The 12,521-nt window shown below is 59.4% G+C and carries 8 protein-coding genes; 5 read left to right on the top strand and 3 right to left on the bottom strand.

What is annotated here, in order from left to right; translation table 11 throughout:
* The first annotated feature begins 10 nt into the window (after positions 1 to 10).
* Entirely contained in the window at positions 11 to 3,190 is a 3,180-nt protein-coding gene (locus AB4N76_RS29265) for an efflux RND transporter permease subunit (RefSeq protein ID WP_046033147.1), read from the top strand.
* Positions 3,187 to 4,608: an efflux transporter outer membrane subunit gene (locus tag AB4N76_RS29270; RefSeq protein WP_077432138.1), complete on the top strand. Its 1,422-nt coding sequence runs from the start codon at positions 3,187 to 3,189 to the stop codon at positions 4,606 to 4,608. The genes AB4N76_RS29265 and AB4N76_RS29270 overlap by 4 nt, the downstream gene beginning before the upstream one ends.
* A 91-nt stretch (positions 4,609 to 4,699) precedes the next feature.
* On the opposite strand, the gene AB4N76_RS29275 is transcribed toward AB4N76_RS29270, so the two are convergent.
* From AB4N76_RS29275 to AB4N76_RS29285, 3 genes are read right to left on the bottom strand one after another with little or no spacing between them, the layout of a single operon-like run.
* Positions 4,700 to 5,665 carry an HlyD family efflux transporter periplasmic adaptor subunit gene (locus AB4N76_RS29275; RefSeq protein ID WP_223525546.1) on the bottom strand — a complete coding sequence of 322 codons (966 nt, stop codon included), beginning with the start codon at positions 5,663 to 5,665 and terminating at the stop codon, positions 4,700 to 4,702.
* Between the two features lie 4 nt (positions 5,666 to 5,669).
* Entirely contained in the window at positions 5,670 to 5,870 is a 201-nt protein-coding gene (locus tag AB4N76_RS29280) for a DUF1656 domain-containing protein (RefSeq protein ID WP_046033144.1), read from the bottom strand.
* Entirely contained in the window at positions 5,860 to 7,995 is a 2,136-nt protein-coding gene (locus tag AB4N76_RS29285; RefSeq protein WP_077432136.1) for an FUSC family protein, read from the bottom strand. Before AB4N76_RS29285 ends, AB4N76_RS29280 begins: the two co-directional genes overlap by 11 nt.
* Before the next feature lie 183 nt (positions 7,996 to 8,178).
* Between AB4N76_RS29285 and AB4N76_RS29290 the strand changes: the two genes are divergently transcribed.
* The 3 genes from AB4N76_RS29290 (at position 8,179) to AB4N76_RS29300 (ending at position 12,516) form a co-directional block, all read left to right on the top strand.
* Positions 8,179 to 9,234 (top strand): tetratricopeptide repeat protein, encoded by a 1,056-nt coding sequence (locus AB4N76_RS29290; protein ID WP_460163912.1) that lies wholly within the window; start codon positions 8,179 to 8,181, stop codon positions 9,232 to 9,234.
* Between the two features lie 112 nt (positions 9,235 to 9,346).
* Positions 9,347 to 10,849 carry an ATPase domain-containing protein gene (locus AB4N76_RS29295; protein ID WP_460163913.1) on the top strand — a complete coding sequence of 501 codons (1,503 nt, stop codon included), beginning with the start codon at positions 9,347 to 9,349 and terminating at the stop codon, positions 10,847 to 10,849.
* The gene (locus tag AB4N76_RS29300; protein WP_460163914.1) at positions 10,846 to 12,516 is read left to right on the top strand and encodes an ATP-binding protein; all 1,671 of its coding nucleotides are present in this window, start codon (positions 10,846 to 10,848) and stop codon (positions 12,514 to 12,516) included. The genes AB4N76_RS29295 and AB4N76_RS29300 overlap by 4 nt, the downstream gene beginning before the upstream one ends.
* The last annotated feature ends 5 nt before the right edge of the window (positions 12,517 to 12,521 follow it).

Raw genomic sequence — 12,521 nt, forward strand, 5'->3', positions numbered from 1 at the left:
AAAAACTCCGATGAATTTTTCTCAATTCTTCATTTCACGGCCGATCTTCGCAGCGGTGCTGTCGCTGCTGATCCTGATCGCCGGCGCCATCTCGCTGTTCCAGTTGCCGATCAGCGAATACCCGGAAGTCGTGCCGCCCACCGTTGTGGTCCGTGCCAACTTCCCGGGCGCCAACCCTAAAGTCATTGGTGAAACCGTGGCCGCTCCGTTGGAGCAAGCCATTACCGGCGTCGAGAACATGCTGTACATGTCCTCGCAGTCCACCGCCGATGGCAAAATCACCCTCACCATCACCTTCGCGCTGGGCACTGACCTGGACAACGCGCAAGTGCAGGTGCAGAACCGCGTAACCCGCACCGAGCCCAAACTTCCAGAAGAAGTGACGCGCATCGGTATCACCGTCGACAAGGCTTCGCCCGACCTGACGATGGTTGTGCACTTGACCTCGCCGGACAAACGCTACGACATGCTCTACCTCTCCAACTACGCCCTGCTCAACATCAAGGATGAGCTGGCGCGCCTGGGGGGTGTCGGTGACGTGCAATTGTTCGGTATGGGCGATTACTCGCTGCGGGTCTGGCTCGATCCGAACAAGACCGCCTCGCGCAACCTGACGGCAACCGACGTGGTGAGCGCGATTCGTGAACAGAACCGCCAAGTGGCCGCCGGTGCACTGGGCGCGCCGCCTGCGCCGAATGCCACCGCCTTCCAGTTGTCGGTCAACACTCAAGGTCGCCTGGTTTCTGAGGAAGAGTTCGAGAACATCATCATTCGCTCCGGCGATAACGGTGAAATCACTCGCCTCAAAGACATTGCTCGCGTCGAACTGGGTTCCAGTCAGTACGCCCTGCGTTCCTTGCTGAACAACCAACCGGCCGTGGCGATCCCGATCTTCCAGCGTCCAGGCTCCAACGCCATCGAAATTTCCAATGAAGTTCGGGCAAAAATGGCCGAGCTGAAGAAGAACTTCCCTGAAGGCATGGATTTCAGCATCGTCTATGACCCGACGATCTTCGTGCGCGGTTCCATCGAAGCGGTGGTTCATACCCTCTTCGAAGCGCTGATCCTCGTGGTGCTGGTGGTGATCCTGTTCCTGCAAACCTGGCGCGCCTCGATTATCCCGTTGGTAGCGGTGCCGGTTTCGCTGATTGGTACGTTTGCCGTCATGCACCTGTTCGGCTTCTCGTTGAACGCTCTGTCGCTGTTCGGCCTGGTACTGGCCATCGGTATCGTGGTGGACGATGCGATCGTGGTGGTGGAGAACGTCGAGCGAAATATCGAACTCGGACTGACGCCGGTCGAAGCAACCAAGCGTGCCATGCGTGAAGTGACCGGTCCGATCATTGCCACGGCGCTGGTGCTGTGTGCTGTGTTTATCCCGGCCGCGTTCATTTCGGGCCTCACTGGCCAGTTCTACAAGCAATTCGCCTTGACCATTGCGATCTCGACCGTGATCTCGGCGTTCAACTCGCTGACCCTGTCGCCAGCACTGGCTGCCGTCTTGCTGAAAAGTCATGACGCGCCGAAAGACCGTTTCTCCAAGGTCCTCGACAAGATCTTCGGTGGCTGGTTGTTCCGTCCGTTCAATCGCTTCTTCGAGAAGGCCAGCCATGGTTACGTCGGCACGGTGGGCCGGGTTATCCGCAGCAGCGGCATCGCCCTGCTGTTGTACGCGGGCCTGATGGTGTTGACCTTCTTCGGTTTCGCCAACACCCCGACCGGTTTCGTACCCGGCCAGGACAAGCAATACCTGGTGGCCTTCGCTCAACTACCGGATGCCTCGAGCCTGGACCGTACCGAAGACGTGATCAAGCGCATGTCCGACCTGGCCCTGAAACAGCCTGGCGTGGAAAGTGCGGTGGCCTTCCCGGGCCTGTCGATCAACGGCTTCACCAACAGTCCTAACGCCGGCATCGTGTTCGTGACCCTGAAACCTTTCGACGAGCGCAAAGACCCGAGCATGTCCGCGGGTGCAATCGCCGGAGCCTTGAACGGTCAGTTCGCCGGGATTCAAGAAGCCTACATGGCGATCTTCCCGCCGCCACCAGTACAAGGCCTGGGCACCATCGGTGGTTTCCGCCTGCAAATCGAAGACCGGGGCAACCTGGGCTACGAAGAGCTGTACAAAGAAACCATGAACATCATCAACAAAAGCCACAACGTGCCGGAACTGGCCGGCCTGTTCACCAGCTACACCGTGAACGTGCCCCAGGTCGATGCTGCCATCGACCGCGAAAAAGCCAAGACCCACGGCGTCGCCGTCAGTGACATCTTCGACACCCTGCAGATCTACCTGGGTTCGCTGTATGCCAACGACTTCAACCGTTTCGGTCGTACCTATCAGGTCAACGTTCAGGCTGAGCAACAGTTCCGCCTCGAATCCGACCAGATCGGCCAGCTGAAAGTGCGTAACAACAAAGGCGAGATGATCCCGCTGGCGACCTTCATCAAGGTCAGCGACACCTCGGGCCCAGACCGCGTGATGCACTACAACGGCTTCATCACCGCTGAAATCAACGGTGCGGCAGCCCCCGGCTACAGCTCCGGCCAGGCGGAAAAAGCCATCGAGAAACTGCTCAAGGAAGAACTTCCAAACGGCATGACCTACGAATGGACCGACCTGACCTACCAGCAGATTCTGTCCGGCAACACTGCGCTGTTCGTGTTCCCGCTCTGCGTATTGCTGGCGTTCCTGGTACTCGCGGCGCAGTACGAAAGCTGGAGCCTGCCACTGGCGGTGATCCTGATCGTACCAATGACGTTGCTGTCGGCCATTACCGGTGTGATCGCGTCGGGCGGCGACAACAACATCTTCACCCAGATCGGCTTGATCGTACTGGTGGGGCTGGCCTGTAAGAACGCGATTCTGATCGTCGAGTTTGCCAAGGACAAACAGCTGGAAGGCCTCAACCCGCTCGCGGCGGTGCTGGAAGCTTGCCGTCTGCGTCTGCGTCCGATCCTGATGACCTCCTTCGCGTTCATCATGGGTGTTGTGCCGCTGGTGTTCTCCAGCGGTGCCGGTGCCGAAATGCGTCACGCCATGGGTGTGGCGGTGTTCTCCGGGATGCTCGGGGTGACCTTCTTCGGTCTGTTGCTGACGCCTGTGTTCTACGTATTGATTCGCAACTTTGTGGAACGCGGTGAAGCGCGCAAAGCGGCCAAGGCCCTGAAACTGGAGTCGCATCAATGAGTTTTAAAGCTTTCCTGCCGAGCCTGCTGGCACTGGCCCTGAGTGCTTGTGCGGTCGGCCCGGACTATAAGACCCCAGCCACGGAGCCGGCCAACATCACCGCCGCCACCGATGGTGCTGCCGGTCAGAAAAACTTCGACCGCTCGCACTTCGAAGGCATTTGGTGGCAGCAGTTCGAGGACCCGACCCTGAACCAGTTGGTCACACAATCACTTCAAGGCAACCGGGATTTGCGCGTGGCGTTCGCACGCTGGAAAGCGGCTCGGGCGATTCGCGATGATGTCAGCAACAACGCGATGCCGACCATCACCAGCCGAGTCAGCAGTGACCTGGGCAAGGGGCAAATCCCGGGCCAAACCACTGACCGGGTTAACAGTGAGCGCTACGACCTTGGCCTGGACATGGCGTGGGAGATCGACCTGTTTGGCCGGATCCAGCGCAACCTGGAATCCGCCAACGCGGAACAACAGGCGTTCGAAGCCGATTTGTACCAACTGCAAGTCACCATGATTGCCGAACTGGTGGATTCCTACGGTCGACTGCGCGGTGCGCAATTGCGTGAAAAGATCGCCCTGGCCAACCTGGAAAACCAGCAAGAGTCGCGCAAAATCACCATCAGCCTGCGTGATGCCGGCGTCGGCGATCAGCTCGACGTGGAGCGTGCCGACGCACGTTTGGCGTCCGTCGAAGCCAGCGTGCCGCAACTGCAGGCCGAACAGGTTCGCCAGAAAAACCGCATCGCCACCCTGCTGGGTGAGCGTCCGGAAAAGCTGACAGTCGACCTGAGCCCGAAAGATTTGCCGGCCATTGCCAAAGCGCTGCCGATTGGTGATCCGGGTGAACTGCTGCAACGTCGCCCGGACATCCTGAGCGCCGAGCGCAAACTGGCGTCTGCCACCGCCCGCATCGGCGTGGCCAAGGCTGATTTGTTCCCCCGGGTCAGCCTCAGCGGTTTCCTCGGCTTTACCGCCGGGCGCGGGTCGCAAATCGGTTCCTCGGCGGCCAACGCCTGGGCGCTGGGCCCAAGCATCACCTGGGCCGCGTTTGACCTGGGCAGTGTGAAGGCCCGTTTGCGCGGTGCCGATGCGGATGCCGAAGGCGCGCTGGCGACTTACGAGCAGCAAGTGCTGTTGGCGCTGGAAGAGTCGGAAAATGCGTTCAGCGATTACGGCAAACTTCAGCAGCGGTTGATCTCACTGATTCGTCAAAGCGAATCGAGCCGTGCCGCCGCCGACCTGGCCGAAATTCGCTACCGCGAAGGCGGTACCGACTTCCTCGTCCTGCTGGATGCCCAACGCGAGCGACTGGCGGCCGAAGACTCCCAGGCCCTGGCCGAAACCGATCTGTATCGCGGCATTGTCGCAATTTACAAAGCCCTTGGCGGTGGCTGGCAACCCGAGACGGTCGCCAGCAAGTAAGCTTTTTGAAGAGCTCCATTGGTTGGTCACAATCAACCATTTTTTAGCCCTGCGCCTCATTCGGTCGCAGGGCTTTTTTTTGCTTCAAGGATTACCGATGATCCCGGGCTTCGCGGTTTTCCAGAACGCTCACCGTGGCCGTCGTCCCCGCGCGCAGGAGGTTTTTACCGGGATAGTCGGCGTCAATCTCAATTCGCACTGGCACCCGTTGCGCCAGTTTGACCCAGGTGTAACTGGGGTTAATGTTGGCCAGCAAGCGCCCGCCGGGCAGGTTTTCCCGGTCGGCGATGGCGAAAGCAATGCTTTGCACCGTGCCGCCAAAGGCTTCGCCGCTCATCAATTCGATGTTGACCCGGTCGCCCAGCCGGATCCGTGGCAATTTGGTCTCTTCAAAATAACCGCTGACATAAAACGAATTGCTGTCCACCAGCGCCAACAGTGGGCCGCCAGCAGACGCATAGTCGCCCTGACGGGTCAGCAGGTTGGTGACATAGCCCGTGACGGGCGATTCCACCCGGGTGCGTTGCAAGTCCAGTTCAGACTGAGTCGACGCCGCGATCGCCAGTTGCACGTTAGCCTGGGCCAAAATCAGATTGGCCTGGTTACGCAGTAGATCGGCCTCGGCCACGGATACGTCGGTGTTGGCTTTTTCCCACTCCTCCCCTGAGATCGCCGAGCGGTCCTTTAGCGTACGGCGCCGACGCTCCTCACTCTGTCGCTGCCTGAGCAGCGACTCGCTGGCGGAAATCGTCGCCTGTGATTGCCCCAGCGAAGCCTTCGCTACTTCCACAGACCGTTTGGCATGCTCCACCGCGAGGGTGTAGCGAGCCGGGTCGATTTCCAGCAGCAACTGGCCTTTTTCAACATGCTGGTTGTCTTGAACGGCCAACTTGACGATGCGCCCTGACACGTCGGCAGACAAGGTCACCACATCAGCACGAACCCGTGCATCCCGGGTCCAGGGGGATCGGGTGTAATGCTGCCAGGCAAACCAGCCCAGTAGAAAGGCCAACAGTACAACAGCCAGTGTTGCGAATCGGGCAAGGTTTTTCTTCAAGGCATCAGGCTCCCATCAGCAAAATCAACGTTGCGCATACGCAGACATACAGCGCGCCCTCGAACAACGCTTCATGCCAGACGAAACGCAGCACGCCGAGGCGACGCAAGCCCCAATCCAGCGCCAGAAATATCGGCAGCGCCAACAGCAGTGCCTGAGCGATAGGCGGCAAATACACGCCACCCAGTTCAAAATCAATGGGCAAGGGCTGGCGCTCCTACTGTGTCCACAGGTTGGAAGTACTCGCGATATCGCTGGATGAACGACTCGACGATCAGCAGTGCCACGCGCATTCGGAACACCGACCACAGCTGTTCGTGAACCACCAGATGCAGATCGTCCATCTCGTCGCCCAAGGTGTGCAAATCCCCCAGTAGCCGGTTGAGGTCTATCCCCGGCCGCCCGGCAACCCACCTTCCGCAATCGCGCACCGCAGTCAGCAACCGTTGCTGTTGCTCCGAACTCAACAACGTGTTGCCCTGCCCCTGCTGCCGGAGTTGGTTCAGTGCAACGCCCAAAGCCATGCACCCGAGACTGACCTGAAACAGTTCCCCGGAAGACTTGTCGCTGGTGGCCGGCAATAATCCCAACATCATGGTCAATCGATCGACCATACGGCTTTCGAAGGCAAATTGATGTTCGTCGGCGGCCGATGTTTTCATCAAGGCGTGGACCTGCTCGCAATTCCCCTTGAACAGCCGACGAATCCGTAAGTCAGGCCTGAACGGAAAAATCAACGCGAAGACGCTCAAGGCCAGGACGGTTGCGCTGATGTATGCGCCGGCAAACTCGAACCACTGGATCGCACTGTTCTGGCCTATCCCGACGTTTTGCGGTCCAAACAACAGAAATGTCGTCAGCCCAAGACCGATGCCTGTCCCGGTGGTGGCAGGCGTGGCAAGCCCCACCGCAACGGCATACAACAACGGTACCAACAGCAATGCCAATAGCTGGAAATCACTGATCATGGGTATCAGCATGAATTGATAGAGCGCCGACACCACCAACGCCAGGCCCAGCCCCCTTGCATAGCTTTGCGCCGCCAGGAGCGGCCTGGGGAACGTTGCCATCAGGGAGCAAAGGATCCCCACCAGGATCATCGCGCCCCGCGTACCGTCCCAACCGGTCTCGATCCAGATCAGCCCGGCGACCAGCAACGCGGTAAATGCCCGGGTCGCGTTCATCGCTGCCAGGGTGTAATCCAGATGCAATGGGTTTTCCTGCCCGCGAAACACGCAACTGGCCTGGCGTTCCTCCTGAATGGCGTCGCTCAACTCCAGAATCTGCTCCAGTTGCTGCAGCATCCGCGCCTGCTCCCAGCGCAGCGCCCACGCCAATGAGCGCAGCGTCGCCGGCATGGCTTCAGTCAGTTGTTCAGCCTTGTAGGCCTGATCATCAAATCGCTGCTGCAATGCCGAAAAATGATGGCGATCATCGGGCGCAAGCGAGCGTCCCTTGAGGGCCAGCTCATCAAGAAATGCAAGTTCTTCGGCGCGCAAACGCTGTATTTCTTCGGGCAAATCACCTTTCCAGCGCTCAGCCAGCAGTTGACGCTGGTGACGCAGGGCCGTCAGCCGGGAGGTAAGCAACACTAATTGGTTTCCCAGCAGTTGCACCAGGCCATCGGCGCTACGCAGTCGGGGGGCGTCGAAATAAAGGTGCCGGCGCAATCCCTCCAGGGCGCTGATTTCGCCTAATAACTGCATTTGCCGGCGGTGGAAATCAGCTTCGGATTCTTCGGTTCGAATCGCCGCTGCGGCGTGTGTCGCCAGTAATTTGATCACTTGATCGATCTTGGTGAAATAACTCCGGGCTACGGCCTCCGGTCGCGCGGTCAACAGGCTGACGACGCAGACGCACGCCACCGCCAGCAGCGTCTCGGTAACACGGGTAATCGCCAGCAGAAAGGTGCCGTCCTGATCCGGTATGGCCAACAGCGCCACCACCACAGCCGTGTAACCACTGAGTACAAATGCCTGGGAGCTGGTGTAGCGCAACAAGGTGCCACCGGCGGTGCACAGCGCCAGCCACAGGGCCAGGGTAATGATGAAAGGCAGCGGCGCCTGGGGAAAGATCGCCATGATCAGGACGGCCACCGCAGCGCCCATTGTGGTGCCGATGACCTGGCCGAAACTGCGGGCCAGTGCCATGCCACCCAGAGGTTGGCTGACGATGACCACCGCCATGATCGACCACTTGGGTTGGTCGAGGTCGAACAGGAACGCCAGATACAGGGTCAACAACCCGGCCGCGATGGTTCTCAAGGCAAACAGCAGCACCGCTTGCCCGGGATTGAGCATTGCCTTGAAGTATTGGAGCAGCGGTTGCATGGGAACACTCGTCGAGTCATCTCTAGCAAGCGTAGTCACTGCTTCAGAGCCTCGACAGGTTTCAATGTCGACGTACCCTGTAGGCTAAATCGTCGACACCGGGCCAAGTCAGCGTTTGACTCACAGCCCGACCTGACCGAAGCTGACAGCTTTGCAAAAGCTTGCCAGCTCCTGGATTCCTGCATGCCCCAGCCCCGCCGCTATTTGCTTATCAGCCTCTGTGTGCTGTTTACCGTCTTTATTGCCTGGTTACTCCTGCGCAGCACCACACCTGAGGTCCCGGAGGCGATCAAGCGTGGTTACAGCGAAGCGCTGACTCAGGCACGTACCGGTCAACCGGGAGCCGCACGGGTGCTATACCAACAACTGGCACGCCCTGACCTGTCCGCCAAGCGGCGTATCTGGCTGCATGCCGAACTGCCCAATTACCCAAGCCCGCAAGCCCTGAAACTGGCGGATGCGGACCTGCAAAATGCCAATGAAGACGTGCGGATCGCCGCGATCAAAAGCATTAGCGGCCTGGTGTCCGCGGGGCAACGCAGCCTGCTGATCGGCCCGTTGCTCGACGACAGCGAGCCAAGCGTGCGTTTTGCAGCCGTCAACACCCTGCTGGGGCTGTCGCCGGATGAGCTGGGGTTGTATTTCGGACCGCTGGAGCAAGCCATCGACGCCTGGGAATTGGCCCTTCAAAGTCAGCCACCCAGCGCGCAGAACCAATACCAATTGGCGCGCTTGCACCTGCACAACGCCGAATTGAAAGAGGCACAAGAGGCGCTGGACCGCACGTTGCAGCTGGAACCCGGCAATTTGCCGGCGCTGGTGATGCAAATCGACGTGCTCGACCGGCAAGGCCAAAGCGATGCCGCGCGCCAGTTGTTGGCGAAACAGTTAAAGGCGCAACCCGACTCAGCGTATCTGCAACACGCCCTGGGGCTGTGGTTGCTGCACCACGGACAGAGTGAGTTCGCCCTCCTCGGCCTCTCCAAAGCCGTAGAGCTGGAGCCTGACAACAAGGAATATCGCTACGACCTGGCGACCACTTTGCACCTTGAGCAAGAGCTGGAGGCTGCGCAAAAACAGTTACAGGAAATCGTCCAGCGTCACCCGTCCGATCGCAAGGCGCGAGTGCTGCTGATCAACTACTGGAAGGAAAGCGGACAGTTGCAGAACGTGCAAATCCTGCTGGCACAACTGGAACAACTCAACCCGGATGATCCCGCGTTGCAGCAAGGGCTTTAACCCTCACGAAATTACGTTGAACCGTCATCACGGCCAGCGGTCAAGTGATCAGGCAGCCCGTTCAGGCACTTCAGCCTGGCGCCTCACTTCCCCTGTTTATGAGAGGTTCTTTTTGTCTACATCTAACGAGTTCATCAGTGCAAAAGCCGCCACCGGCATCGAAGGCCTGGATGACATCCTGGCCGGTGGCTTGTCCCGCGGGCATGTTTTTTTGCTGGAGGGTGAGCCCGGAACCGGCAAAACCACCGTCGCTTTGCATTTTTTGTTAGCCGGCGCCCTGGCGGGCGAGCGCTCGTTGTACATCACGCTGTCGGAAACCGAGCGCGAACTGCGCCAAGGTGCGCGTTCCCACGGCTGGGAGCTGGATGAGAACATCCACATCTTCGAGCTGACCCCACCGGAAAGCCTGCTCAGTGCCGAGCAGCAGCAAAGCCTGTTGTACTCCTCGGACCTTGAGCTGGGCGAAGCCACCAAGCAGATTTTCGAAGTGGTTGAACGGATCAAACCGACCCGCGTGGTGCTCGACAGCCTGTCTGAAATCCGCCTGCTGGCTCAAAGCTCGTTGCGTTACCGCCGACAGATTCTGGCGATCAAGCACTACTTTGTGCGGTACGACGCCACGGTGCTGTTGCTGGATGACTTGACCACCGAGTCCCTCGATAAAACCGTACACAGCGTCGCCCACGGCGTGATTCGCCTGGAAGAGCTGACACCCAACTACGGCGCCGAACGCCGTCGCATCCGCGTGGTGAAGTATCGCGGTCAAAAATACCGTGGCGGTTTTCATGACTTCACCATCATGGGCGATGGCGTGCATGTGTTCCCGCGCCTCGTGGCCGCCGAGCACCGCGGGCGTTACACCCGGCAACAGTTGACCAGCGGCATCAAGGAAATGGACGCCCTGCTCGGTGGCGGAATAGAAACCGGCTCCAGCACGCTGATCCTTGGCCCGGCCGGTACCGGCAAATCGCTGATTTCGATGATCTTCGCCGCCGCCGCCGTGGCGCGCGGTGAAAAAGCCGCGTTGTTCATATTCGATGAAGAAATGGGGCTGTTGTTCGAGCGCATGAAAAACATGGGTATTGATTTGCAGGCCCTGCAAGACACCGGCAATTTACTGATCGAACAAGTGGATGCAGCCGAGTTGTCTCCCGGAGAGTTCTCCCACCGGGTTCGCTGCTGCGTCGACGAAGGCCATATCAAAACCGTGGTCATCGACAGCATCAACGGCTATCAGGCTGCGATGCCCGGGGAAAATGCGCTGGTGCTGCACATGCACGAGTTGCTGCTGTACCTCAATCGCCAGGGTGCGGCGACGTTCATGACGGTGGCCCAACACGGGCTGGTCGGCGACATGCAGGCGCCGGTCGACATCACTTACCTGGCGGACACGGTGATTCTGCTGCGCTATTTCGAAGCGCTGGGCAAGGTTCGCCGGGCGATCTCGATCATCAAGAAACGTACGGGTAGCCACGAGTCGACCATCCGCGAATACCGCATCAGCAGCCTTGGCATGACCATCGGTGAACCGCTGGACGCGTTTCAAGGCGTGTTGCGTGGCGTGCCCACTTATCTGGGCGCCAGCAACCCGTTGCTCAGGGAAGATCAAAAGTGACGGCCATCGAGGCGATGTCCGAGCGCGCGATCATCCTCGCGCCACTGGGACGCGACAGCCAGATAGCCCTGATGATGCTCAATGAAGCCGGGTTTGAAGGGCTCGTCACCCGCAACTTGATCACACTGTGCGACGAACTTGAGCAAGGCGCCGGGCTGTTGCTGATTGCATCCGAAGCCTTGCTGGACTCTGATCTTGACCCCCTTCTGGGCTTGATCGACCATCAACCCGCCTGGTCGGACCTGCCGATCGTACTGCTGACCCACCACGGCGGCCCGGAGCAAAACCCCGCCTCTCGGCTGGGCGCGCAGCTGGGCAACGTAACGTTTCTGGAGCGCCCCTTCCATCCCGTGACCCTGATCAGCCTGGTCGCCACCGCCTTGCGCGGGCGACGACGACAGTATGAAGCCAGGGACCGCTTGATTGACCTGAGCCAAAGCGAGCTGCGCCTGCAAACAACCCTGGAAACCCTTGAGCAACAGGTCGAGGAACGCACCGCACAGCTGCGCCACAACGAAGAAGCTCTCAGGCAATCACAGAAAATGGAAGCGGTCGGACAGCTTACCGGCGGCATCGCCCATGACTTCAATAACATGCTGACCGGCATCATCGGCAGTCTTGAATTGCTGCGTCGGCGCCTTGCGAGGGGGCGCACCGAAGACCTGGACGGGTTAATCGACCTTGGCGTGACATCCGCCAACCGCGCCGCCGGTTTGACCCATCGATTGCTGGCGTTCTCGCGGCGCCAATCGCTGGACTCCAAGCCCGTTGAAATGAACACCCTCGTAGCGTCCATGGGCGAATTGCTGCAACGCAGCATCAACGAAAGCATTGAACTGGACATACAACTGAGCGAAGACCTGTGGGTGGCCGAGGCCGATCCCAATCAACTCGAAAGTGCCCTGCTCAACCTTGTGCTCAACGCCCGCGATGCCATGCCTGAAGGCGGCACGTTGATCGTCAACACCTCAAATCAGCAACTGGACTCGCGGTTCGTTGCAGCTCACGGCAATCTGCTACCGGGTGATTACGTGTTGTTGCGCGTCACCGACACCGGTTGCGGCATGCCCGAAAGCACCATCAGCCGGGCCTTTGACCCTTTCTTTACGACCAAGCCGATTGGCCAGGGCACCGGTTTGGGGTTGTCGATGATTTACGGATTCAGCAAACAATCCCACGGTCACGTCACGATCGACAGCGAAGTCGGTCACGGCACCTCGGTGAGTCTGTTTCTACCGCGTTACAGCGGGGATCTGGCTGAGGAAAACCTGATCGACATCCAGCATGCCCCTCACGCCCTGGACGGTGAAACCGTGCTGATTGTCGAAGACGATCCGGCGGTCCGGGTGCTGGTCAGTGCCGTGTTGAGTGAATTGGGCTACGCCTATGTAGAAGCCGGCGACGCCGACAGTGCGGTGCCGATTCTCGACTCGGCGCAACGCATTGATCTGTTGATCAGTGACGTCGGGCTGCCGGGCATGAATGGCCGGCAACTGGCGGAAATCGGTCGGCAGTACCGACCTGATCTAAAAGTGCTGTTCATCACCGGCTATGCCGAACACGCGGCCGTGCGTGGAGGGTTTCTGGACCCTGGCATGCAGATGATCACCAAACCTTTTACCTTTGATCTGCTGACGGCCAAGGTTCGGGAGATGATCAGCATCTGATCCCT

It is taken from the genome of Pseudomonas sp. S2_F03, from assembly GCF_054668335.1.

Excerpts from the sequence above, each read along its gene's own strand:
- AB4N76_RS29265 (WP_046033147.1), top strand. The coding sequence starts at position 11 with ATGAATTTTTCTCAATTCTTCATTTCACGGCCGATCTTCGCAGCGGTG.
- AB4N76_RS29270 (WP_077432138.1), top strand. The coding sequence starts at position 3,187 with ATGAGTTTTAAAGCTTTCCTGCCGAGCCTGCTGGCACTGGCCCTGAGT.
- AB4N76_RS29285 (WP_077432136.1), bottom strand. The coding sequence starts at position 7,995 with ATGCAACCGCTGCTCCAATACTTCAAGGCAATGCTCAATCCCGGGCAA.
- AB4N76_RS29290 (WP_460163912.1), top strand. The coding sequence starts at position 8,179 with ATGCCCCAGCCCCGCCGCTATTTGCTTATCAGCCTCTGTGTGCTGTTT.